This is a genomic window from Paraburkholderia lycopersici, from assembly GCF_900096975.1.
In the GTDB taxonomy this organism is placed as follows: domain Bacteria; phylum Pseudomonadota; class Gammaproteobacteria; order Burkholderiales; family Burkholderiaceae; genus Paraburkholderia; species Paraburkholderia lycopersici.
Window position 1 is genome coordinate 44,004 of record NZ_FMYQ01000024.1, and the last position, 23,860, is coordinate 67,863.

The 23,860-nt window shown below is 65.9% G+C and carries 25 protein-coding genes; 22 read left to right on the top strand and 3 right to left on the bottom strand.

Features of this window, described 5'->3' with window-relative positions:
* Positions 1–3 precede the first annotated feature (3 nt).
* From BLU17_RS22975 to BLU17_RS23045, 15 genes are all read left to right on the top strand, one after another.
* On the top strand, positions 4–789 hold the full coding sequence (locus tag BLU17_RS22975) for an SDR family oxidoreductase (RefSeq protein WP_092001757.1): 786 nt from the start codon (positions 4–6) through the stop codon (positions 787–789).
* Positions 779–2,164, top strand: a complete 1,386-nt coding sequence (locus BLU17_RS22980; RefSeq protein WP_092001760.1) for an MmgE/PrpD family protein — start codon at positions 779–781, stop codon at positions 2,162–2,164. The genes BLU17_RS22975 and BLU17_RS22980 overlap by 11 nt, the downstream gene beginning before the upstream one ends.
* Positions 2,165–2,195: 31 nt before the next feature.
* Entirely contained in the window at positions 2,196–3,119 is a 924-nt protein-coding gene (locus BLU17_RS22985) for an NAD(P)-dependent oxidoreductase (RefSeq protein ID WP_092001762.1), read from the top strand.
* A 51-nt stretch (positions 3,120–3,170) separates the two neighbouring features.
* On the top strand, positions 3,171–3,497 hold the full coding sequence (locus BLU17_RS22990) for an NIPSNAP family protein (RefSeq protein WP_092001765.1): 327 nt from the start codon (positions 3,171–3,173) through the stop codon (positions 3,495–3,497).
* A 12-nt stretch (positions 3,498–3,509) separates the two neighbouring features.
* Complete coding sequence (locus BLU17_RS22995; RefSeq protein WP_092001767.1) at positions 3,510–4,397, top strand: NAD(P)-dependent oxidoreductase; 888 nt, start codon at positions 3,510–3,512, stop codon at positions 4,395–4,397.
* 22 nt (positions 4,398–4,419) lie between these two features.
* A complete protein-coding gene (locus BLU17_RS23000) occupies positions 4,420–5,850 on the top strand; it encodes an aldehyde dehydrogenase family protein (protein ID WP_092001770.1) in 1,431 nt (476 codons plus the stop codon).
* A 141-nt stretch (positions 5,851–5,991) separates the two neighbouring features.
* Positions 5,992–6,387: a carboxymuconolactone decarboxylase family protein gene (locus BLU17_RS23005; RefSeq protein ID WP_092001773.1), complete on the top strand. Its 396-nt coding sequence runs from the start codon at positions 5,992–5,994 to the stop codon at positions 6,385–6,387.
* A 164-nt stretch (positions 6,388–6,551) separates the two neighbouring features.
* Positions 6,552–7,901, top strand: a complete 1,350-nt coding sequence (locus BLU17_RS23010; RefSeq protein WP_092001775.1) for an MFS transporter — start codon at positions 6,552–6,554, stop codon at positions 7,899–7,901.
* 31 nt (positions 7,902–7,932) lie between these two features.
* Positions 7,933–8,838, top strand: coding sequence for an NAD(P)-dependent oxidoreductase (locus BLU17_RS23015; RefSeq protein ID WP_092001777.1), 906 nt, complete (start codon positions 7,933–7,935; stop codon positions 8,836–8,838).
* A 20-nt stretch (positions 8,839–8,858) separates the two neighbouring features.
* A complete protein-coding gene (locus BLU17_RS23020; protein ID WP_092001780.1) occupies positions 8,859–9,254 on the top strand; it encodes a cupin domain-containing protein in 396 nt (131 codons plus the stop codon).
* 78 nt (positions 9,255–9,332) lie between these two features.
* On the top strand, positions 9,333–10,124 hold the full coding sequence (locus tag BLU17_RS23025; protein WP_092001981.1) for a carboxymuconolactone decarboxylase family protein: 792 nt from the start codon (positions 9,333–9,335) through the stop codon (positions 10,122–10,124).
* 1 nt (position 10,125) lies between these two features.
* A complete protein-coding gene (locus BLU17_RS23030) occupies positions 10,126–10,320 on the top strand; it encodes a hypothetical protein (RefSeq protein ID WP_092001784.1) in 195 nt (64 codons plus the stop codon).
* 11 nt (positions 10,321–10,331) lie between these two features.
* Positions 10,332–11,045 (top strand): 2,3-bisphosphoglycerate-dependent phosphoglycerate mutase, encoded by a 714-nt coding sequence (locus BLU17_RS23035; protein ID WP_092001787.1) that lies wholly within the window; start codon positions 10,332–10,334, stop codon positions 11,043–11,045.
* Between the two features lie 110 nt (positions 11,046–11,155).
* Positions 11,156–11,842, top strand: coding sequence for a GntR family transcriptional regulator (locus BLU17_RS23040; protein WP_092001791.1), 687 nt, complete (start codon positions 11,156–11,158; stop codon positions 11,840–11,842).
* A 319-nt stretch (positions 11,843–12,161) separates the two neighbouring features.
* Positions 12,162–14,708 carry a Lon protease family protein gene (locus BLU17_RS23045; RefSeq protein WP_245746979.1) on the top strand — a complete coding sequence of 849 codons (2,547 nt, stop codon included), beginning with the start codon at positions 12,162–12,164 and terminating at the stop codon, positions 14,706–14,708.
* A gap of 222 nt (positions 14,709–14,930) precedes the next feature.
* On the opposite strand, the gene BLU17_RS23050 is transcribed toward BLU17_RS23045, so the two are convergent.
* Positions 14,931–15,446 carry a BCAM0308 family protein gene (locus BLU17_RS23050; RefSeq protein ID WP_342713850.1) on the bottom strand — a complete coding sequence of 172 codons (516 nt, stop codon included), beginning with the start codon at positions 15,444–15,446 and terminating at the stop codon, positions 14,931–14,933.
* Between the two features lie 174 nt (positions 15,447–15,620).
* On the opposite strand from BLU17_RS23050, the gene BLU17_RS23055 reads away from it, so the two are divergent.
* The 3 genes from BLU17_RS23055 to BLU17_RS23065 all read left to right on the top strand — a co-directional run bounded on the left by BLU17_RS23055 (position 15,621) and on the right by BLU17_RS23065 (position 17,567).
* Positions 15,621–15,860: a hypothetical protein gene (locus BLU17_RS23055; RefSeq protein ID WP_092001986.1), complete on the top strand. Its 240-nt coding sequence runs from the start codon at positions 15,621–15,623 to the stop codon at positions 15,858–15,860.
* A 140-nt stretch (positions 15,861–16,000) separates the two neighbouring features.
* Entirely contained in the window at positions 16,001–16,192 is a 192-nt protein-coding gene (locus tag BLU17_RS23060) for a DUF2964 family protein (protein ID WP_092001797.1), read from the top strand.
* Positions 16,193–16,226: 34 nt separating this feature from the next.
* Positions 16,227–17,567: a nicotinate phosphoribosyltransferase gene (locus BLU17_RS23065; protein WP_092001800.1), complete on the top strand. Its 1,341-nt coding sequence runs from the start codon at positions 16,227–16,229 to the stop codon at positions 17,565–17,567.
* Positions 17,568–17,576: 9 nt separating this feature from the next.
* On the opposite strand, the gene BLU17_RS23070 is transcribed toward BLU17_RS23065, so the two are convergent.
* Together BLU17_RS23070 and BLU17_RS23075 are read right to left on the bottom strand one after the other, a co-directional pair.
* Positions 17,577–18,065, bottom strand: a complete 489-nt coding sequence (locus BLU17_RS23070) for a lipocalin family protein (protein WP_245746981.1) — start codon at positions 18,063–18,065, stop codon at positions 17,577–17,579.
* 790 nt (positions 18,066–18,855) lie between these two features.
* The gene (locus BLU17_RS23075) at positions 18,856–19,821 is read right to left on the bottom strand and encodes a ribose-phosphate diphosphokinase (RefSeq protein WP_092001806.1); all 966 of its coding nucleotides are present in this window, start codon (positions 19,819–19,821) and stop codon (positions 18,856–18,858) included.
* 356 nt (positions 19,822–20,177) lie between these two features.
* On the opposite strand from BLU17_RS23075, the gene BLU17_RS23080 reads away from it, so the two are divergent.
* The 4 genes from BLU17_RS23080 (at position 20,178) to BLU17_RS23095 (ending at position 23,850) form a co-directional block, all read left to right on the top strand.
* On the top strand, positions 20,178–21,233 hold the full coding sequence (locus BLU17_RS23080) for a hypothetical protein (RefSeq protein ID WP_245746982.1): 1,056 nt from the start codon (positions 20,178–20,180) through the stop codon (positions 21,231–21,233).
* 140 nt (positions 21,234–21,373) lie between these two features.
* Positions 21,374–21,802, top strand: a complete 429-nt coding sequence (locus BLU17_RS23085) for a hypothetical protein (protein ID WP_245746983.1) — start codon at positions 21,374–21,376, stop codon at positions 21,800–21,802.
* 168 nt (positions 21,803–21,970) lie between these two features.
* Positions 21,971–22,420, top strand: coding sequence for a CBS domain-containing protein (locus BLU17_RS23090; protein ID WP_092001813.1), 450 nt, complete (start codon positions 21,971–21,973; stop codon positions 22,418–22,420).
* Between the two features lie 140 nt (positions 22,421–22,560).
* Positions 22,561–23,850 carry an NAD(P)/FAD-dependent oxidoreductase gene (locus tag BLU17_RS23095; protein ID WP_092001816.1) on the top strand — a complete coding sequence of 430 codons (1,290 nt, stop codon included), beginning with the start codon at positions 22,561–22,563 and terminating at the stop codon, positions 23,848–23,850.
* The last annotated feature ends 10 nt before the right edge of the window (positions 23,851–23,860 follow it).

Below are 23,860 nucleotides of genomic sequence, written 5' to 3' on the forward strand. Positions count from 1 at the left end.
ACGATGATCCTGAAAGGCAAGAGCGCGCTCGTCACGGGTTCGTCCAGCGGCCTGGGTCTCGCGATGGCGCGAGCGCTGGCGGGCGCGGGATGCGACATCGTATTGCACGGGCTTGAAACGCCGGGGCGGATGATGCGCACGACGGACGAGCTGGAGCATGCGTACGACGTGAACGTCGCATATGTGCAAGCCGATCTCGCGACGCCGGCCGGTGTCGACGCGCTGATCGGCGAGGCGAAAGAGCGGGTGCGCTCGCTCGACGTGCTGGTCAACAACGCCGTCGTCCGGCATTTCGCGGGCATCGAGGCATTTCCGCTCGATCACTGGAACAGTGCGCTCGCGGTGAATCTCACGGCCGCGTTCCGCGCGATCCAGCTGGTGTTGCCCGGCATGCGCGAGCGCGGCTGGGGGCGCATCTTCAACATGACGTCGGTCTACGGCGCGCGCGCCGTCGCCAACCGCGTCGACTACGTGACGACCAAGACGGCGCTGCTCGGGCTCACGCGCTCGGTGGCAATCGAAACCTTGAGTCAGGGCATCACGTGCAACGCGATCTGTCCGGGCTCGGTGCTCACGCCGAACATCGACGGCCGCATCCATGCATTGATGGACGAGCGCGGCCTGAACCGCAGCGATGCGGTGCGCGAATTTCTCAAGGGCAAGCAGCCGACGGGCGAACTCGTCGACGCCGCGCACGTCGGCGAGATGGTCGTGTTTCTGTGCGGGCCGGCGGCCAGCCAGATCACGGGCGCGATGATGCCGATCGAAGGAGGCTGGCTTGCAGGCTGACCGCATCGACGCACACGCGCTGCAAAACGGCGAACTGACCCGCGCGCTCGCGCGCTTCGTTGCGGGCACGCAGTGGCGCGACGTACCCGCTGCCGTGCGCAGCGAAGCGAAACGTTCGCTCGTCAATTACTTCGCCGTCGCGCTGGCGGGCTCGCACGATCCGACGCTCGAGAAGGCCGTGTCCGTCTACGGCCGCTTTCGCGCCGGCCACGGCGCGACCCTCGTCGGCCGCAGCGAACGCACGGACATGCTGAATGCCGCCGCGCTCAACGCGATGAGCGCGAACGTCTACGACTTCGACGACACGCATATCCCCACCATCCTCCATCCGACGGCGCCCGTCGCCGCAGCGCTGTTCGCGCTCGCCGAGTCGCATGCGATGAGCGGCGAGGCGCTGCTGCTCGCGTTCGTGACCGGCGTGGAAGTCGAGTGCCGCATCGGTAGCGCGGTGTCGCCCGAGCACTATCAGCGCGGCTGGCACATCACGTCGACGTGCGGCGTGTTCGGCGCCGCGGCTGCCGCTGCGAAAGCGCGCGGACTCGGCGAAGACGCCATCGTGTGGGCGCTCGGCAATGCGTCCGCGCAGACGGGCGGTCTCGTCGAAACGCTCGGCACGATGTCGAAGAGCATCAGCGTCGGCAACGCGGCGCGCAACGGGCTGCTGTCGGCGCTGCTCGCCGAAGACGGTTTTTCGGGCCCGGCTGCGCCGCTCGAAGGCGAGCGCGGCTTTCTGCGCGTGACGGCGTCGAAGCCGCACTGGCATGCGCTCACGCAAGACCTCGGGCGCGAGTGGGCGCTGCTGAAGAACACCTACAAGCCGTATCCGTGCGGCGTAGTGCTCAATCCGGTGATCGACGCGTGCCTCGATCTGCGCCGCGACGCGCGCTGGTCCATCGACGATATCGAAGCGGTCGAGCTGACGGGCCATCCGCTGCTGCGCGAGCGCACCGACCGGCCCGGCGTGCGCACGGGCCGCGAATCGCAGGTCAGCGCGCAGCATGCCGTGGCCGTGGCGCTGTCGCGCGGCAAGGCGGGACTCGAGGAGTTCACCGATGCCGCCGTCGCCGATCCGTCGCTGCGCGCATTGGCGGGCCGGCTGCGATTCGTCGATGACGCTGCGTGGCCCGTGGAATCGGCGCAAGTGACGATCGTGCTGCGCTCGGGCGAGCGCCTCTCACATCGCGTGCAGGCGGCGCGCGGCAGTCTCGCCGCGCCGCTCACCGACGTCGAACTGGCGGACAAGCTGCATCGGCTCGCGGCCTACGGCCGCTCGGGCGTCGAGGCGCAGCCGCTTGCCGACGCACTATGGAAGTTCGATACCGGGCCCGATGCGGCCGCCGTGGTGCGTCTCACGCGCGCCCGGGACGCGGATTAACGCAGAGACCCTTTCATTTACGAGGATTGTCATGTCGAGTAGTCAGGCATCAAGTCAACAGAGCGGTCGCCTGCTCGGTTTCGTCGGCGTCGGCACGATGGGCCGGCCGATGGCGCGGCGGCTGATCGAAGCCGGTCATGGCCTTATCGTGTACGACCGCGATCAGGCGGCCGTCGCGGAACTGAAGGCGCTGGGCGCGCAAGCGGGCGCATCGGTGCGCGAAGTGGCCGACAGTGCGCATACCGTGTTCACCAGCCTGCCCACGCCCGCGATCTTCAAGCAGGTCGCGCTCGGCGACGGCGGCCTCGCCGGCGGCAGCGCGATCAAGATCCTGGTCGATCTGTCGACGGTCGGCTCGCGCATCGAAAAGGAAGTCGCCGCGGGGTTGCTGGCCAGGGGAATCGAAACCGTCGATGCGCCTGTGAGCGGCGGCGCGGCGGGCGCGGCGAAGGGCACGCTCGCGATCATGGCGGCGGGCAATCCCGCCGCCCTCGAAGAAGTGCGCGGACTATTCGCAGTGCTGGGCAAAGTCTTCGTCGTGGGCGACAAGGCCGGACAAGGGCAATTGCTGAAGCTGCTCAATAACATGCTGTCGTCGACGGCGTTCGCGATCACGTCCGAAGCATTCGTCGCGGGCATGCGCGGCGGGCTGGACCCGGAGGTCATGATGTCGGTGATCAACGCGGGCAGCGGCAAGAACGGCGCGACGCTCGACAAGTTTCCGAAGCACGTGCTGCCGCGCACGTTCGATTTCGGCTTTCCCGTCGGCAGCGTCTGCAAGGACATCGGTCTCGCGGTGGACGAATGCCAGGCGCTCGGCGTGCCGATGTGGGTGGGCAGCGTCGCGCGCCAGGTGTGGAACTACGCCGCGATGCAGGACGGCAACGCGCGCGACATGACGGAGCTCGTCAAATACGTCGAGCGCTGGTCGTCCGTCGACGGACTCGCGGACTGAGCCGCCCCGCTGGCTCGCCATGCGAGCCCGAATCTCACCAAGGAGAATCATATGATCGTTGAAATGCGCATCTATCACTGCGCGCCAACCCGCCTGCCGGCTTTGCTCGATCGTTTCACGTCCACCACGCTGGGCTTTTTCGAAAAGTACGGCATCGAGCAGATCGGCTTCTGGACCACGCTGATCGGCCCCAGCAATCACGCGCTTACCTACATGCTGAAATGGGAAAGCCTCGCCGAGCGCGAGCAGAAGTGGAACGCGTTTCAGGCCGACGCCGAATGGATCGCGAAGCGCGCCGCGACGGAAGCCGCGAACCCGATCGTCGAGCGCGTCGAGAATCACTTCCTCACGCCGACCGCGTTTTCCGCGCTGCGCTAGGAGATCGACGTCATGACACAACCCAGGCGAATTGGTTTCATCGGGCTCGGCATGATGGGCGCGCCGATGGTGCAGTGCCTCGTCAACGCCGGCTTCGACCTGTTCATCGACGACGCCGACGCCGCGCGCGCCGACGCGCTCGCGGCGCAAACGGGCGCGCAGCGTTTGAGCAGGGACAATGCCGCGTCGCTCGACGCGTTGATTACGATGCTGCCGAATTCGGCCATTGTCGAAAGCGTGCTGTTCGGCGGCGGCGCGGACGGCTGGGCGAGCTTGCTCGCGAAGGGCGCCGCCGTGATCGACATGAGCTCGTCGGAACCGGAACGCTCGCGCAAGCTAGGCGCGATGCTCGAAGAGCGCGGCCTCGCGTATCTCGATGCGCCCGTGTCGGGCGGCGTGAAGAAAGCGAAGGAGGGCACGCTCGCGATTCTCGTCGGCGGCAGCGCGCAGGAGCTCGCGCGGTGCAAGCCCGTGCTCGAGGCGATGGGCAAGAGCATTCTGCACATCGGCGGCGCGGGGGCGGGCCACGCGGCGAAGGCGCTGAACAACTACGTGTCGGCGGCGGGACTGGCCGCGACGGTCGAGGCGCTGCACGTCGCGCAGCGCTTCGGCATCGAGCCCGACGTGATGACGGACGTGCTCAACGCGTCGTCGGGCCGCAGCAACACCTCGGAAAACAAGGTGAAGCAGTTCATGCTGAGCGGCACGTTCGCCTCCGGATTCGCGCTGCAATTGATGAACAAGGATCTGAAGATCGCCCGGGCGCTCGCGCAGTCGGTCGGCTATCCCATGACGCTCGGCATGACCTGTGCGGCAATGTGGGACGAAGCCGCGCAACGTTCGACGCCGGCGACCGACCACACCGAAATGTACCGCCTGCTCCGTGGCGATGCGCCCTGATCTTTCTGTTTTGGAACCTGCCATGTCACATGCAGCGCAGTTTTATATCGACGGACGCTGGGTCGAGCCCGCGTCCCCGCGATGGTTCGACGTCGTCGATCCGTCCACCGAAGCGCCGTTCGAGCGCCTCGCACTCGGCAATGCGCAAGACGTCGATCGCGCGGTGGCCGCCGCGCGCCGCGCGTTTCCCGCGTGGTCCGCGACGGGCGTGGCCGAGCGCGTCGCGATGCTGCGGCGCGTGCTGGGCATCTACGAGCGCCGCTACGACGAATTCGCGGAAGCGATGCGCCGCGAGATGGGCGCGCCCATCGCGTTCGCGCGCAGCGGCCAGGCGGCGCGCGGCCCGGCGCATCTGAATGCGCTGATCGACGTGCTCGAACGCTTCGAATTCGAAGAGCAGCGCGGCAACACGCGCGTGGTGCTCGAAGCGATCGGCGTGTGCGGACTCATCACGCCGTGGAACTGGCCCGTGAACCAGATCGTCGTGAAGATCGCGCCCGCGCTCGCGGCCGGTTGCACGATGGTGCTCAAGCCCAGCGAATATTCGCCGCTGAGCGCGCTGCTGTTTGCGGAGGTGCTCGACGAAGCGCAACTGCCCGCGGGCGTGTTCAATCTCGTGAACGGCGACGGTCCGGGCGTCGGCGAGGCGATGGCGGCGCACCCGGACATCGACATGGTGTCGTTCACGGGTTCGACGCGCGCGGGCGTGCTGGTCGCGCAGTCGGCCGCGCCGACGGTCAAGCGCGTCGCGCAGGAACTGGGCGGCAAGTCCGCGAACATCCTGCTCGATGACGTCGATCTCGAAGAAGCCGTGAAGCGAGGCGTTGCCGCGTGCTTCACGAACTCGGGCCAGTCGTGCTCGATCCCCACACGCATGCTGGTGCCGCGCGAGCTGATGAACGATGCCGCGCAGATCGCGAAGCGCGCCGCGCAGTCATACCGCGTGGGGCCGACCGACGAGCCGTCCACGCAGCTCGGGCCGCTCGTCAACCGCAACCAGTTCGAGCGCGTGCAGGCGTTGATCCAGAAGGGCATCGACGAAGGCGCGCGGCTCGTGACGGGCGGCACGGGGTTGCCTGCCGGCATCGAGAAAGGCTACTACGCGAAGCCGACCATTTTCGCCGACGTCACGCCCGACATGACGATCGCGCGCGAGGAAATCTTCGGGCCGGTGCTCGCGATGATGCCGTACGACAGCGAAGAGGAAGCCATCGCGATGGCCAACGGCACCGAGTACGGTCTGGCTGCTTACGTGCAATCGGGCGACATCGCACGAGCCCGCAAGGTGGGCCGCGCGTTGCGCGCCGGCGGCGTGCATCTGAACTATCCGCCCGTCGATTTCAGCGCGCCGTTCGGTGGCTACAAGCGCTCGGGCAACGGCCGCGAGTGGGGCGAAGCGGGCCTGCGCGAATACCTGGAGACGAAGGCATTGGTCGGGTACGGCGCGGATTGAGCGGCGCGCGGGCGGACCTGAGCCGCAAGCGCGTCAAAAAAATTTGCGCGTTTTGATTGTCTGACAATCATTGCGTCAGTCAGTCTGAATGCGCGGAGTCACTGAAACTGAACGAGTTGGGCAACCGGGAGGACCTTGAAGATGGACAGCAACGAACGTTTCGACAAAGGCTTTGAAAACCGCAAGGAAGTGCTCGGCGCGGCGCACGTGGAGAAGTCGTGGGCCAACGCTGACGACTTCAACCGGCCGATGCAGAAGTACGTCACGGAGTGCTGCTGGGGCGATATCTGGGGCGACAAGACGCTGCCTTTCAAGACGCGCAGCCTGCTGAACCTCGGGATGCTCACGGCGATGAGCCAGCATCACGAACTGTCCGTGCACGTGAAGGGCGCGCTGCGCAACGGCGTGACGAAGGACGAGATCCGCGCCGTGCTGATGCAGGCGGCCATCTACTGCGGCGTGCCGCTCGCGCTGGCCGCGTTCCGCGTGGCGACGGACGCGATCAAGGCCTACGAAGCGGAGACTTCGACGGTTTGACGTAGCGGCGCACGCCGCGCCGGCGTGCGCGGGTAGAACGGCGACACGATGCAACACCAACATACACAGACCACGCACCGCACGCCGCGGGCAATCAATGCAACGAACTTGCATGCGGCCGGAGCCGGCGAACGCGCCGGCTCCGGCCGACAAAGGAGACAACGATGAAGACACTCACCGCGACTGACGTCGTACAGTCCGAAGGCGAGCAGACGATCGAAACGAAAAGGCGCAACGCCATCAAAGGCGCGTTCTTTTCCGAGTACATCGACATGTTCGATATTTACCTGCCCGTCGTCGTACTGTCACCGGTGCTGGCGTTCTTCCAGCCGCCGCATCTGTCGGGCGGGATGGAGACGATTCTCGCGTCGCTGGTGTTCATCACGACGCTGCTGGGGCGGCCGATCGGCGCGCTGCTGTTCGGAATGGTCGCGGACCGCATCGGCCGCCGCAAGGCGTCGATCTGGTCGGTGTCGGGCTTCGGCGTCGTCACGCTGCTGATCGCGCTGCTGCCGGGCTACGAGAGCATCGGCATCGTGTCGTACTGGGCGCTCGTGCTGTTGCGCTTCGTCGACGGCATCTTTCTCGGCGGCGGCTATACGGGTGCGATGCCGCTTGCCATCGAGTATTCGAAGAAGGCGCAGCGCGGCTTCGTGGGCGGCTTCATCATCGCGGGCTTTCCCGCCGCGTATGTGTCGATCAACCTGATCGCCATGCTGATGTTCTGGCTCTTTCCGCTCAGCGGCATGCACTCGCCGTATGCGCAATGGGGCTGGCGCATTCCGTTCGTGCTGGGCGCCGTGCTCGCGGGCACGCTGGCCATGTACTACGTGCACAAGGTCGCCGAATCGGAGATCTGGAAGAGCGAAACCGCCGAGAAGGCCGATCAGCCCGAAAAGCTGCCGTTGACGGACCTGCTGCGCGGCAAGAGCGGACGCAGCCTGATTCAGGTGCTGGTCATGATGACGGGCTTCTGGCTCACGCAGAACATCATCACGATCTTCCTGCCCACGGGGCTGCTCGTGAAGACGCTGCATCTGAGCGGCTTCCAGATGACGTCCACGCTGATGATCACCTACTTCGTGCTGTTCTTCAGCTATATCGGCTCGGGCATGCTCGCGCAGGTGATCGGCCGGCGGCGCTTTTTCGCGATCGTCGGTCCGCTGATCGCGACGGTCGGCGCGGCGCTGCTGTATGTGCTCGCGAACGTCGACGGGCTGTCGCTGGCGGCGATCATCGCGCTGGTCTGCGTGCTTGCCGTGCTCGTGACATCGCCGTGGGGCGTGATCGTCACGTACATCAACGAACGCTTCGTCACCGACGTGCGCGCAACGGGCTTCGGCGTGGGCTTCAGTCTCTCGGTGATTATCCCGTCGTTCTACGCGTTCTACATGGACTGGCTGAGCGCGTTCATGCCGTTGCGGCTGACCTCGGTGGTGCTGCTGTGCCTCGGCGGTCTGATCGGCGCTGTCGGCGCGCTGATGGGGCCGGAAACGAAGGATGTCGATTTTTGACGAATGACCTGACTGTAAGGGAATAGCGGAAATGAACAAGGAAAGGATCGGATTCATCGGTCTCGGCAACATGGGCGGTCGCATGACGCGGCGCCTCGTGGACGCGGGCATCGCGGTGCTCGGCTACGACACCGTGCCCGCGCGCGTGGAGGCGGCGGGTGCGCAGGCCGCCTCCACGATAGCGGACGTGATGAAGTTTGCCGACGTCGTGATGCTGTCGCTGCCGGACAGCAAGGTGGTCGAGGCGGTCGTCGAAGGCGAGGGCGGCGTGCTGGCGAACTGCCGCGCCGGACAGATCGTTGTCGACCTCAGCACGGCGGCCGCGAGCTCGACCATACGGCTCGCGCGGCGCTTCGCGCAAGGCGGCGCGCAGTATGTCGACGCGGGCATCTCGGGCGGCGCGGCCGCAGCGGAGAAGGGCGCCCTCACGCTGATGGTCGGCGGCGAAGCGAGCGCTGTCGAAGCGCTCGAATGGGCGTTCGCGCCGATCGCCGCGAAGGTCGCGCACATGGGCGAAAGCGGGGCGGGCCACACGACCAAGCTGCTGAACAACTTCCTGAACGCGGTGAGCCTCGCCGCGAGCGCCGAGGTGATGGTGGCAGGCAGGAAGGCGGGGCTCGATCTGCATTTGCTGCTCGACGTGCTCAACAGCAGCAGCGGCGTGAACTTCGCGACGCTGAACCGCTTTCCGAAGATCGTCGACGGCGATTATCTGGAAGGCGGCCTGACGGGCAAGCTGATGACGAAGGACGTCGTGCTCTATGTCGATCGCGTGCGCGAACTGGGCGTGGTGTCGCTGAACGCGTCGGGGCCGCTCGCGAGCTTCGGCCTCGGCACGGCGCTCGGCTATGGCGATGTGATCAGCAACCGGGTCGTCGATGCGATCGGCGACGTTTCGGGCGGCGTGCGGCTGTTCGAGGGAACGCGGAAAGTTTGACCAGAAGAGGAGAAGCAGTCATGAAGGTTTTTCACGGCAGGGCAGAAGGCAAGATGTCGGAGCAGCGCGGCGAAACGTTCTCGGGTACGGTGTGGGCCGACCCGGTAATGCCGGCGACCGACGGCGTCACGATCAACACGGTGTTCTTCGCGCCGCGCGGCCGCACCTACTGGCACACGCACGAGCAGGGCCAGGTGCTGCAGGTGACGGCGGGCAAGGGCTGGATCTGCAAGGACGGCGAGGCGCCGCAGGCGATCCGCCAGGGCGACATCGTGTTCATCGGACCCAACGAGCGCCATTGGCACGGCGCGAGCGACGGCAGCTACATGGTCCATATCGCCACCTCGATCGGCAAGTCGATGTGGCAGGAAGAGGTGTCGGAGGCCGACTACCCGAAGGGGCTCGACGCACGCTGATGCGGGTTGCGGAACGCGGCGCGGGCCGCGTTCCGCTCGAACAGCCATTTGACCATCGCCATCACGAGGAACGACTGGATGAAGCAGGGAGACCAGCCGGCGCGCGAGCCACGCGAGCCGCAGCAGATCAAGGACGATTTCGTGCGCGTGCACGGCGCCTGGAACGCCGCATGGGACAGCATGCTTCGTCTCGATGCGGGCTTCGTCGACGCCTGCGTTCAGCTCTGCGCGGTGCCGAAGCGCAGAAATCATCTCGACGACAAAGTGCGCGCCTTCATCGCGCTCGCCGCCGATGCGTGCGCAACGCAGCTATACGGGCCCGGCGTCGCGCATCATCTGGAACGCGCGCTCGCATTCGGCGCGACGCGAGAAGAACTGATGGAAGTGCTGGAGCTCATCAGCACGATCGGCATCCATACGAGCAATGTCGGCGTGCCCGTGCTGCTCGAAGTGCTCGAGGAGGAAGGGCTGCGCGCGGGACCGGCGCCGCTCGACGAACGGCGCCGCGCGTTGAAGGAGGCGTTCGAAAGGAATCGCGGCTATTGGCACCCGACATGGGAAGGACTGCTCGAATTCGATCCCGATTTCTTCGAGGCGTATGTCGCGTTTTCGTCGGTGCCGTGGCGCACGGGCGTGCTGAGCCCGAAGATCAAGGAATTCATGTATTGCGCGTTCGACGCGTCCTCGACGCATCTGTACGTGCCGGGGCTCAAGCTGCACATGCGCAACGCGCTGCGCTACGGCGCGAGCGCCGAAGAACTGATGGAACTGCTCGAGATCGTTAGCACCACGGGCATTCATGGCGCGGAGCTCGGCGCCCCGCTGCTCGAGGCGGCGCTGGCGAAACAGCGCGCGACGGCGACGTCCTGACATGCCGGCCGGAGACGACACCGCGAACCGGGTGCGCGGCGCGGCGCGCGAATGCGCGCGGCCATCCGGGACGCCGCGCGCATGCCAGCCGAACTCGACGTACCGGGCGCTCCAGACGTCGCCGCTGTCGCGGCTGGCGTCGAACGGGAACGAGCAGGCGCACGTGCGCACGTCCGCGATTCTGGGCTACAACTAGACGAGGTCGGCATGGCGGATTGCGCAACGCTCGTGGTCCTGCGCCACGCCCAGTCGGAATGGAATCGCACGAACCGCTTCACGGGGTGGATGGACGTCCCGTTGTCGGAGCAGGGCATCGCGCAGGCGACACGCATCGGCGAGCAGATGCGCGCGCTGTCGCTGCGCTTCGACCTGGCCGTGACGTCCGTGCTGAGACGCGCGGGCCGTTCGCTCGATCTGATCGTCGGCGGATGCGGCGCGCCCACGCGGCCCGTGGTGCGTTCGTGGCGGCTGAACGACCGCCACTACGGCGCGCTGACGGGCATGGACAAGGACGCTGCCGCGGATCTGTTCGGCGCGGCGCAGGTGCGCTCATGGCGGCGGGGCTTCGTCGAGGCGCCGCCGCCGCTCGACGCTGAACGGCAGCGGGTCCTCGTCGGGCAATTCGGCGACGCGCCGCTGCCGCACCCCGACGCGCTGCCGCGCACCGAGAGCCTGCGCGACACGCTGGACCGCGTGCTGCCGCTCTGGGAGGACACGGTGACGCCCGCGTTGCGCAACGGCGAGTCGGTGCTGATGGTCGCGCACGGCAACGCGTTGCGCGCCTTGTTCAAGCATCTGGACGGAATCGACGATACGCGGATCGCGTCGCTCGAAGTGGCGCACGCCGAACCGCTCATGCTGCGGTTCGACGACAGCCTGCGCATCGTCTCGCGCGCCGGGCTCGGCTCCCTGACACGATGACGCGAGCCCGGCGCGCGTCCGCCGATGCGGATTTATGCGCGCCGGCCGCTTGAAACGGGCAGCCGTGAAGTATCATATGGGTTGGATTTTTGTCGGACGGGAAGACAATAATGTCAACTGATATGGGGTTGATCCGGCCTGAGACGCTGCGTCACCAGGTTGAAAACGTGCTGCGGCAGGCGATCATGAGCGGCCGTTTCGCACCGGGTGCGCGTCTGATCGAGCGCGAGCTTTGCGAGACGCTGGGCGTGAGCCGGACCTCCGTGCGCGAGGCATTGCGCAAGCTGGAGGCCGAAAAGCTCGTGCGCAACGTGCCGCACAAGGGGCCCGTGGTCGCGGTGATGTCGCGCGCCGAGGCCGTCGAACTCTATGCGCTGCGCGCCTTGCTGGAGGGCTTTGCGGCACATGAATTCGCGCGGCTCGCCAGCGACGAGGCCATCGCGCAGTTCGGCGAGGCCGCGAAGATGCTGCGCGCCGAGGCGACGGCGCAGGACCAGGACGGCGTGCTCAAGGCCAAGGCGGCGCTCTACGACGTGCTGCTCGATAACTGCGGCAACCATCTCGTGAAGGAAATCCTCAACAGCCTTTACTCGCGCGTGAATCTGCTGCGCGCGACGTCGCTGATGCATCCCGACCGGCTGCCGAGCAGCCTGCGCGAAATCGACAAGCTGCACAAGGCGCTGAAGGCCCGCGACGCGGACGAGGCGCAGGAACTGGCCCGCCAGCACGTGTTGAACGCGGAAAAGGCGGCGTTGCGCATGCTGGGCGAGCAGGGCGACGAGGACGCTTCTGAGTGACGCATCGAGGCGTCGCTCCCCTCCATGCTGAGGGCGACGCGCGATCGACCTCCGCGGGGCGAGAGGGCTCGGATCGCGCCCGCGTCGTGAAGGAAGCGTCGTAGCCATCGCGATATTTCGGGCATACGGCAAACGGGGGGGCGGCGCACCGCTCTGCCCGCGCGTTCGCGCGCTGCGGCATTCCCGCTCGCTCCAATCGGGCTGGGCCATTGCGCCGCGTTCAACGGCGAACGTGTTTGCACGGAAATCGTGCCGAAAGCAAGGAGCGAATTGAGCCGGCCTCCATCGCCTGACCGTAAAGCCTGACGTCGATCAATTGATGATCGTCACCGTGGCGCAGTATCACCTGCATTCCGTGCCCACTTCCTACATCGCCATGTCCGCCGCCGACTCCCTGCAGGTCCCCGTTGACCGACTGCGCCGCACCGCCGACGCGCACCTGTTCGACTTCGCGACGACGGCCGAACTGTCCGACCCGGACGGCATTGTCGGACAGCGGCGCGCCGTCGATGCGATCCGCTTCGCCATCGAAATGACGCACGACGGTTACAACCTGTTCGTATTGGGGCCGGCTGGCGCGGGGAAATACACCGTCGTCGAACAGTTCCTGAGCAGCCGGGCCGCAAAAGAGCCCGCGCCCGACGGCTTCTGCTACGTCAACAATTTTTCCGAGCCTCACAAGCCTCACATACTGCGGCTGCCGCCCGGCAGGTCGTTCGGACTTCAGCAAGACATGCGCCAGCTCGTCGACGAGTTGAGGGTCGTCATTCCCGCGGCTTTCGAAAGCGAGGTGTACAGCGCACGCGCGGCGCAGATCGATACGGAATTCGCTACGCGCCAGGAGAAAGCATTCGTCGAGCTGGGCAACGATGCGATCGGACAGCAGATCGAGCTCATTCGCACGCCCGTCGGCTTTTCGCTCGCGCCCACGCGGCGCGGCGAGGCGCTTACCGAAAAGGAATACGACGAACTGCCCGCGAGCGAGCGCTCGGAGATCGACGCCCATCTGGCGCAGCTACGCGAGCGGCTCGAAAAGCTGCTGCGCCAGGTGCCGGTGTGGCAGAAGGAGCATCGCGACCGGGTGCGCGCGCTGAACCGCGAAACGATGACGCAAGCCGTCGCGCACTTGATGGACGTGCTCATGCAGCGCTACGCGGATCTGCCCCAGGTGCAGACGTATCTGGAAGCCGTGCGGCTCGACGTGCTCGACAGCGTGGGCGATTTCCGCCGGCCGCCGGACGGCGAACCCCCCGGCGGCAACGGGGCATTCGCGCGCTATCAGGTCAACGTGCTGCTTGACCACGATGCGCGAGGTGGCGCACCCGTCGTATTCGAGGATTTTCCGTCCTATCAGAATCTGATCGGGCGGGTCGAGCATCGCGCCATGCTCGGCACGCTGGTCACCGACTTCACGCTGATCAAGCCCGGCGACCTTCATCGCGCGAATGGCGGGTATCTCCTGCTCGACGTGGACAAGGTGCTGCGGCAGCCCTTCGCATGGGAGGGACTCAAGCGCGCGCTGCTCAAGCGCGAGATCCGCATCGAATCGCTTGCGGAGATGTACAGCATGGTGAGCACGGTTTCGCTCGAACCGGAGCCCGTGCCGCTCGACGTGAAAGTGATCCTGTTCGGCGAACGCTGGCTGTATTACCTGCTCTATGAGGTCGATCCCGACTTCTGCGAGCTCTTCAAGGTGCCGGCGGACTTCGAAGAGGACATGCAGCGCGATCCGGCGAACCAGTTGCTGTATGCGCGTCTCATTGCGGCGGTCGCGCGTCGTCAGCGGCTGCTGCCGTTCGGGTGCGACGCCGTATTGCGGGTGATCGAGGAGCAGGCGCGCCACGCCGGCGACGCGGACAAGCTCTCGCTCCATATGCGCACGCTCGTGGACCTGTTGCGCGAATCGGATCATGCCGCGCGCCAGCACGGCGGCGGGATCGTCGGCCGCGGGGACGTCGAGCGGGCGCTCGAAGCCCAGGTCGCGCGCTGCGACCGCGTGCGCGTGCAACTGCTGGAGGAGACCGTGCACGGCACGCTGCTCATCGATACCAGCGGCACGAAGGTGGGGCAGGTCAACGGACTGTGGGTCGCCCAGATGGGCGGCTACACTTTCGGTCAGCCAGCGCGAATTACCGCGCGCACGCGGGCTGGCGAGGGAGAGGTGATCGACATCCAGCGCGAGGCGAAGCTGGCCGGCGCGGTTCATTCGAAGGCGGTGATGATCCTGTCATCGTTTTTGACGGCGCGATATTGCGGAAAGCGGCCGGTTTCACTTGCAGCGAGCCTCACATTCGAGCAGACATACGGAACGGTGGAAGGCGATAGCGCTTCGCTCGCGGAACTATGCGCGCTGCTCTCGTCGCTCGCCGACATTCCGCTTCGACAATCGCTCGCTGTGACGGGCTCGGTGAATCAGCAAGGCGAGGTGCAGGCAATTGGCGGCATCAATGAAAAAATCGAGGGTTTTTTCGATTTGTGCTGCGCACGCGGGCTCACGGGCGATCAGGGCGTCGTCGTCCCGCAAGCGAATGTCAGGCATCTCATGCTGCGCGAGGACGTCGTCGAGGCGGCGGCGGCCGGCCGGTTTCACGTCTATGCCGTTGCCAGCGTCGACGACGCGCTGGGTCTGCTGACTGGCATGACGGTCGGCCGCAGCGACGCAGAAGGGAATTTCCCGGACGGCACCGTGAACGCGTGCGTATGTGCGAAGCTGGCGGCGTTCGCCGACGCGCGCCGGACGTTGCAGTCGCCACCGCATTTCATGATCGGCCGGCCGCGCTGGCATCCGGCGGCAAAAGCACGCGTCAGTATTGCCGCGGCGCCGCGTCGTCACGGCAGGCACAAGCCCGACGGAACCCCGGAATGAAGCGGGCAGCAAGCGGGCAGCGCGCGGTTTGCCGTGAACGACGGCTCGTGCCCGGCGCCCGGCCGTTCGGCTCGACCATACTCTCCTCGCGAGCCTGCCGAAGCGGCGCAACATCCGGGACACCATCCGGCTCACGGCCGAGCGCAATCGCATCGCGGTTGCGCGTATCGGCGCATGCACCGACGCCTGGCGTCGTCGTGATTTGCGCCTGCCTTATGGCGTCTAGCGTCGCCAGTAGGCTCGAAGCAAGTTCTCATCCTTGCCGTATTTCAGGTCCAGCGTTCCGTGGAATGCCGCCTTGAGCGCCGAAGCCAGGTTGCGGGCAAGGTGAATGCCGGTCGTGGTAACAACCGTTTTGCCGGCCTCGTCCTCGATGGCGATGATTCGCTCCAGGGCATGTTCGGCGCGCGTCTGTTCCTCATGATGACGCAGAAGATGGACCAGTTCCTCGCGATGCTGCGTCGCGAAGTCGCCTTCGATGTAGACGTAACCCGCCGGCTCGCTGTCGGCAATGCGATGGCAAGCTGGGCAAACGACCTCATGCGCACCGGGCGGCCGCGTAGCCCATTGCCAGCGGCCTTCGTGATACACCGCGCCGCAGGTCGGACATACGGATGGCTCGGGCAGCTTGTGCTGCATCTTGTATGCGTCATGCCCCAGATCCGGGAACACGTTTTCGTGACTACCGGCCTTGAATGGCTGATCTTTCGATTTCATGTGCGTTTGCCTCCGAACCATGTGTGTCAGTCAACAGTACCCCCGCAAGGCCGACGTCAATTGACGTGCATCAACGCTCCGGGGCTCCGCGAAGGAAGAATGGAGCAACCGATGAGGGATGGTCGTGGCGTTAGCGCAGTCCTTGCATCGGCGAATGATCGCGGAAGCGATTCCGGTGGCGCGATGGAGGTAGACATGATCAAGAACGTTGGTACTGCTGAAAACATTCGTATGGAGATTCTGCGCAGAGTTCAGGGAAGCGCTGATCTTGGAGATAGTTGCCGTGATTGCGACATCCCGGTTCCGCGCAAAGTCGATCCAGCGGGGAACGGCGGTTGCAATTGGGTCATCGACGAGCTTCGGGTTGCGCAAGAATGCGTTTCGCCTTTGAAAGCCGTGATTGCGGAAATGATGCGCGAATATGATCTGGCCTGAGATCGCGCACGCCGGACGCCTCCTGCGATCTTTGCGATCCGATGCATGGCGCAGTGACGCCGGCGGCAAGTTGGCAGGAGAAAACAAACCCGGCGGAGAGCGACATGCCCAGCCTTTTTCCCATGCCGTAGGTGTGTATCATGATCCGTTCCGACCTCAGAATCGTGTTCGCCACGATTGCCGTTTTCGCCGCGCTGATCGGGCTATATCTGGTGCTCGACGGTCTCGTGTTCGACGCCTGGGCGAAATTTCGCTACGGGGCGGCAGCGCTGATTGTTGGCGTGGCTGGCTTCGTTCTGCTGCTCAATCCGGGGCCAGGCGACCATGCGTAGCCCGATGGCCGTTGCCAACGGGCGGAGAGCTTCCATGAACGATATCGACAGCGTTCTGCTCACTGACTTGTACGAGCTGACCATGCTCGAAGCCTGGCACGCCGAAGATGCGAACGAAGTGGCCAGCTTCGAGTTCTTCGTGCGGAGGCTGCCTTCCTCACGCAACTTTCTGATGGCCGCGGGTCTGGAGCAGGTCATCCAGTACCTGGAGACACTGCATTTCAGCGCCGCCGATCTGTCAATGCTCGAGGCAACCGGGCGTTTCAGCGCGCCTTTTCTCGCTTCGCTCGAAGACCTGCATTTCACCGGGACGGTCGAAGCGATGCCCGAGGGCACGGCTTTTTTCGACGACGAACCGATCCTGCGCATTACGGCGCCCATGCGCGAAGCCCAACTGGTCGAGAGCCGCGTCATGAACCTGTTGCATTATCAGACACTGGTGGCGAGCAAGGCGGCGCGTGTCGTGCTGGCGGCCGCTGGCAAGGAAGTCGTCGACTTCGGGCTTCGGCGGGCGCACGGTGCCGAAGCCGGCCTCCTCTCGGCGCGAGCCAGTTATCTGGCCGGGTTCGCCGGCACGGCGACACAGCTTGCGGGCGGGCTATGGGGCATTCCCACGTTCGGGACGATGGCTCATTCGTATGTTCAGGCGCACCACAGCGAACTCGAAGCATTCGAACGCTTCGCACGATCGCAGCCGCGCAACGCCACACTCCTCCTCGATACCTACGACACCGAAGCCGCTGCCCGCAAAGTGGTCGAGCTTGGACGGCGGCTGGCGCGCGACGGCATCGCCATCCGGGGCGTGCGCCTCGACAGCGGCGATCTTGCCGCGCACGCTACCCAGGTGCGCGCGATTCTCGACGAAGGCGGCATGCACGACACGACGATTTTCGCGAGCGGCAATCTCGACGAGTACCGCCTGCGCGATCTGATGGAATGCGGCGCTCCGATCGACGGGTTTGGCGTGGGCACGCGGATGAACACCTCGGCGGACGCGCCTTACCTCGATTGCGCCTACAAACTCGTCGAATACGCGGGCGAGCCGCGCCGCAAGCGCTCGGAGGGCAAGGCGACGTTGCCTGGGTGCAAGCAGGTTTTCCGCCGCCGCGATGCGGCAGGCCGTATCGAAGAGGACTGTCTCGCACTGGCGTGCGAAACCCTGGAGGGCGCGCCGCTGCTGGGCACCGTGATGCGCGACGGCCAGCGGTGTGCGCTGCCGGCGCTCGACGAGCTTCGCGCCCATGCCGCGCGCGAGCTTGCGTCGCTGCCGGCGCGCCTGCGTGGGCTCAACCCGGCTCAGCCATTTCGGGCCATACGCTCCGCACCGCTCGAAGCGCTCGTCGCCCGGATGGATCGCGCGGCCGAGGTGTGCTGAGGCGACAGATCAGCGGGGCGCCATGAAACCGGGCTGGCCGATCTGTTCGGGGTGTTGCGGAACACGCCGCAACCGTTCGGTGCGAATGCCCATTCCCGCGAGCCGGCTGACCAGGCTGGCATACACATCGTCGTCCATGTCCGGCGTGCGGGACAGGATCCAGATGGGGCTGCCACCCTCCTCGCAACGCACGGTGTAGCGGTATTCGGGGTCCACGTAGACCGTGAGGACCACCACGGTGATCGGCCACAAAATCGTGACTCGCCATTTTCCGCCGCCGCTGCCCGGCACGACGCTCGCGACCAGCGTGCCTCCCGTCAGCGGCTGGTCGAAGCCGTAGCGTCTTCCGAAGTAGTTGTCGTCGATCCTGCCGTCCTTGCGCAGTTTCCAGTCCGCGTAGCTGCCAACGTAATCGCGTTCGCTCAGGTAGGGCACGGTGGCAATCGTGTACCAGCGGCCCATGTAACGCTTGAGGTCGACCGGCACAGGCTGCAACACAGGCGGCGACGCTTCTCTTGCGACCGCATCGGAAGCGTTGCTCGATGAGCGTGTTGCGCAAGCTGCGAGGAAATAGACGCATACGGCTACTAGCGCTGGGCGCACGAGCCAGGCGAGGGCGGGTTGTGTCCCAGATATGGAGCGGGCAGTCTCCAGATCATCAGACGAGTCGCTCAACGGTTGCATCGTATTTTTGTTGCGGCCGTCATGTGAGGCATGCGGGCTGCGCGAGGTGCGGACGGCCACAACGGCGACCGCCCGCACTCGACGTGCCCGAAAAGAAGGGGCGCCACGTTTTACGATCGGACTACCGTCAGGTAAGCCCCCGCGACACGGTTGCAGGCCCGATCGGTACGCGCGTCGCATGGCCGGGCCGCACACCGGGGCGGGAGGGCCGCCTCACAACCGCGCTTCGAGCACGGCGTGACGGGTGCATTCTCCTATGCCCAGGCATAAACGGCCTCGCGCGGCCAGCGAACGTGCGCTCCCGTAACTTGCCGCTGCCGGGACCGCTTGAAGCGCAAAAACGTGGCGCTTGGTAACAGGATGGACCACGGCGCGCCGCACTGGCTGACCTATGTCAATCATGTCGCGGTTCGCGAGCATGTTAGCTGTACGGGTTCGAAAAGTTGTGCGGTGTCGAGATAACGCCGTTCCATGGCCTTGTGTACCCCCGGAGGAATGGGCCGCGGCGCTCACGGTGGCTCTGCGAATGGAGCAGGGCAGCCGGATCGGGCGGGCCAACGGTCTCGCTTCGGAGACGATCTGAAACGCGCGCAGCTCTGCGATGCTATGAGGCGTCCGCATGCATGCGAGCGATTGCCTCCGCAAATAGCGGCGTGCTGTCGAGCACGGTGAGGCGGTCGAGCAGCGGGCCGTCCGGCACCCGCCATGGCGCGACGCTGTCCGTCACGACGATGCTCGCCAGCGCGCCGCCGCCCAGTTTCGCGCAGGCGTCGCGAAGAAATAGACCGTGTGTCGCGGCTGCGTGCACCTCGGTGGCGCCGAGCGCGCGGCAGTGGCCCGCGACCTGCGCGAGTGTCGTTCCCGTGCCGATCAGGTCATCGACGATGATTGCGCAGCGCCCCTCCAGATCGCCGACGATCGGCTTGCCGGTGACAATGCCGCCCGCGCGCAGCTTTCCCGCGAATGCCGCCTCGACCGGTCGGCCGAGCAGCTTCGCGAGCCGCCCGCGAAAATCCTCAGCGCGCCGCACGCCGCCTGCGTCGGGCGAAACGACAACGAGCGCCGTATCGCGCAGGTGTGTCGCGAACCACTGCGCGAGCAGCCCGTTCGCTTCGAGATGCTCGGTGGGCACGCGAAACGCATTCTGATATGCCGCCACATTGTGGACGTCGAGTGTGACGAAGCGCGTCGCACCGACAGCCTCGAAAAGCTGGGCGACGTAGCGGGTGGTCACGGGGTCGCGCGGCTGCGAGCGCCGGTCCTTGCGCGCGTAGCAGAGGTAGGGCGCGACGACGTTTACGCGCGCGGCCGCGGCGTCCCCCAGCGCGCCCACGAAGAAGAGCAGTTCGCACAGCTTGTCGTTCACGGTGTGGCCGGGCTCGGCGTAGAGCGAATGAATCACATAGACGTCGCGCCCCCGCACGCTTTCGAGCGGTCGCAACTTGTGCTCGCCGTCCTCGAAGGGGCGCCACTCGTGTTCGGCCAGCGCGACGCCGAGCGCGGAGGCCACGCGCTCCGCGAACGCGTGCGAGCTTGGCGGGGAAAAGAGCATCGGCGCGGTGTTCGTCATGAGGGCTCCCGGTGCGCGAGCGTCATGTTTGGCCCTCGGGCCGTGCGCCTGCGCTGAATTTTTATCGTGGGTGAGATCGGTGACTTCGCGCTTGATGCATGTCAATCGGGACGGCGAGGCGCGCTTCGGGCGCTTGCTGATCTGAGTCAAGTGTCCAGCAAGGCGAGCGGCAGAAAGTGATCGTCAGCCCGCCGCTTGCAGCCGCCTGGGAAGAGGGGCGCGGCAGGCACCCACCCGGAGGAAGGAGCCTGTTGATGCCTGTTGCTCATGCAGCCCGGAAATTACCTGCGCGCAGGCGGGTTCGCTCGCGGCGGCTATGGCGCCCGAGCCGTGTGCCGCGCCGGACGGCGCACGACATGCTCGAGCGTCTGCGCTCGCCGGATATCTGGCCGGACAAGGTACGCAGTGTGAACGTGATCGAGACCCACCTCTCCTGGGTGTTTCTCACCTCGCGCTTCGCCTGGAAAATGAAAAAACCGGTTCGGCACACCGGCTCGGATCTGCGCGCACTCACCGCTCGCGAGCGCGACTGCCGCAGGGAGCTCGCGCTCAACCGCCGGCTCGCGCCCAACGTGTATCTGGCGGTGCTACCGCTCACGCTCGACCGTGCGGGCGCGCTCGCGGTGAATGGCAGCGGCCGCGTGATCGACTGGCTCGTGCAGATGCGCCGTCTGCCGGCGTCGCGCATGCTCGACCGTGCACTGGCCGCTCACACGGTGAGTCGAGAAGATTTGCGCGCGGTCTCGATCACACTTGCCGCGTTTTACGGCGCACGGCCACGGCTCGCTATCGACGCCGCGCAGTATCGGCGTAACCTCGGCGACCTGATCGACGCCAACGAGCGCGATTTGTGCGACCCGGCGCTGCAGCAGGACGCTGCGGCGGTCGCGGCGCTTTGCGACAGCCAGCGCGACGCCATGGCGCAACTGCGGCCGTGTCTCGAGCGGCGCGTGCGCGATGCGCGCATCGTGGAGGGCCACGGTGATTTGCGGCCCGAGCATGTGTGCCTTGTCAAGCCCATACAAATCATCGACTGCCTGACGCTCTCGAAGGTGCTGCGCACAGTCGATTGCGCGGACGAAATCGCTTATCTGGCGATGGAGTGCGAGCGGCTCGGCGCAAGGCAGGCCGGCCGCATTTTGTTGCGCGAATGGCGTCAAGCCAGCGGCGACCGGCCGGAGGCGGCGCTCGTGCACTTCTATCAAAGCCTGCGTGCCGCAGTGCGCGCGCGGCTCGCGGCGCTGCATCTGCGCGAGAAGGCATATCGCGGCTCGCCGCGCTGGACCGAGCGCACGTGCCGCTATCTGCAGCTTGCCCGGCTCCATCTGAAACGTTGCAGGCGGCTGCTGGATGCGCGCACCGGACCGCTCGTCTCGACGCAGCCGGACGCGGAGGAGCGGGCGCTTGACTGACGTCAATTCGATGGGGCTGCTGACGGATGAGGATTTCAGTGTCCCATCTCGTGCAGTGGATTTCCTGGAGACTTCCGATGGACGAAGCTGGCTGTTCTCTTCGGCGTCGCTGGCCAAAGCGATGCTTTCAAGGCGCGTGCATGTGTCTGATGCTCGCAATCGGCACGACCTGGCTCGGCGCGATATACGACTTCCCGGTGGACGCGGGCGTCATGGCGGGCATGAATGCGCCCGAGTGCTCACGCGTGCGCGCGCTGCCTGCTGGCTCGCGCCTTGCCGCCGCACTGCCCGACAGCGATAGCTGCTTCGCCTTCTTCATGTATCGCACCTCGTTTCCCAATGCGGCAGACGACGTGGCGTCGTACAGGACCTGGGTCCAGCAACAGCGCGTTAGCGAGTTCTGGCAACTGTTCGGATATGTCCTCGCATTGTGGTTCGTTTTGCTGTGCATCGTCGCGATTGGCGCGGTGGCCGTAAGAGGGCTTGTTCGGCGTCTGCGTCGCATCTCGTCGGGCGGTGCCGATGCCGCTTCCCAGAAACCGGGCGGCCGCACGCGCGGCTGCCCGTGAGCGTGCGAGACCTTTGTGCGGCATGGCATTACCTATGGACTGCGCGTTCAGGCTGGCTCCGTTGACGTGCATCAAGCCGCGCGAGTCTGGCAAATCTAGTCTCATTCGACGAGGGGAGTGCCGATGCAACGCGCCGCCCCGCCCCGCCCCAGGAACAGGAGGACAATCATGCACATTGGAAAAATCAGCACCCAGCCCGTCGAAACCTGCACGGGCGATTGCAGCGCGCTAACGTTGGCCGAGCGCATGCGCCACACCCATGTGGGCGACATCGTGGTGGTCGAGTATCGCAATGGCGAGGCCGTGCCGGTTGGGCTGGTGACGGATCGCGATCTCGTTGTCGCAGTGATGGCGAGCGGCGAAGATGCCGACCAGTTCACGGCGGGACAGATCATGTCGCGCGGACTGATCGTGGTGTCGGAGACCGACGAAATCGGTGTGGCGCTCGACGAAATGCGTCGTTCGGGAGTGCGCCGCCTGCCGGTCGTCGACGATTCGGGCCGCCTCACCGGCATCGTCGCGCTCGACGATATCGTGGAATACCTCGCCTCGTTGCTCAGCGGTATCGCTGAAGTCAGCAAACTGCAAAGAATGGAAGAGCAACGTTTTCGCACGTAACCATAGATAAGCCCTCCCCGTAAACCGGAGACATTTCGCTTCCCGCACTACGCCACCAGGGTTGCGCCGATTTGCTTGCATGAAATTGCTATGATATTTTTTCATGAAATTTCAAATGCAAATATTCACGGACGCTCCCTATGTTTGCCGAATCGACTTGTCATATCGAGAGCTACTACGCCCGTCAATGGCAAGGCGCGCTGCCCGAGCGCCCCGCACTGGCGGGCGATTGCCGCGTGGACGTGCTGGTTGTGGGAGCAGGCTTCAGCGGCCTGCACACCGCCTTGCGGCTGGCGCTGGCCGGCCGGCGCGTAGCGGTCGTGGAAGCGAGCCGCGTGGCGTGGGCCGCGTCAGGACGAAACGGCGGGCAGGCGCTCCTCGGCTGGTCGTGCGACATGCCGCCGTTCGAGCAGGCGTTAGGCGTCGAGGGCGCGCGCGAACTGTGGGACAGCATGCGCTGGGCAGCCGCAGAAGTGCGCGAGTTGCCGGCGCGGCACGGCTTCGACATCGACTACCGGCCGGGCAGCCTTTGGGCGGCGGTCAGGCGTTCGCGCGTGGGCATGCTCGAAGCCGCGCGCGACGAGGCGGCGCACAAGTGGGGCTACGATGGTCTGCGCTTCATTCCGGAGGCCGAGATGCCGGAGTGGATCGGCAGCCGCCGTTATCGCGCGGCGCTCTACGATCCCGAGGCGGGGCATCTCGATCCGCTCAAGCTCGCGCTCGGCCTTGCGGCCGCCATCGAGCGCGCGGGCGGCGTCATCTTCGAGCAAAGCCGCGTGCTGACGTATCGCGAAACCCCAAATGGCTATGTGGCGAGCACGCGCGAGGGCACGGTGCGCGCCGCGACACTGGTGCTGGCCTGCAACGCCTATATCGACCGGCTCGACAGCGAACTGTCGAGCCGCGTGCTGCCCGTGGGCACCTGGCAGGTCGCCACGCGCAGGCTCGACCCCGAGCTTGCGCGATCGCTGCTGCCGCGCAACAGTTGCGTGATCGACAATCAGTTCGTGCCCGACTACTTTCGGCTGAGCCCCGATCGCCGCTTGCTGTTCGGTGGCGCATGCACGTACCTCGGCGGCATACCGAAGGACATCGGCGCAGCGATCCGACCGAGTCTCGAGCGAGCGTTTGCGCAACTGCGCGGCGTCGAGTTCGAGTACGCGTGGGGCGGTCATATCGACATCAGCATCCGCCGCACGCCCGACGTGGGCCATGACCGCAATCGCTACTGGCTGCAAGGCTTTTCCGGACACGGCATCCTGCCGACGCTCGCGGCGGCGCGCGCCGTCGCCGATGCGATTCTCGGCGAGACGCGCTTGCTCTCGCTCTACGAGCGCATTCATAATCCGCGCTTCCCGGGCGGCGAGCGCTTCGCCGCGCCGCTCGAGGCGCTGGGCAAGTTGTGGTATCGCCTGCGCGATGTGGTGTGACGGAGAAACC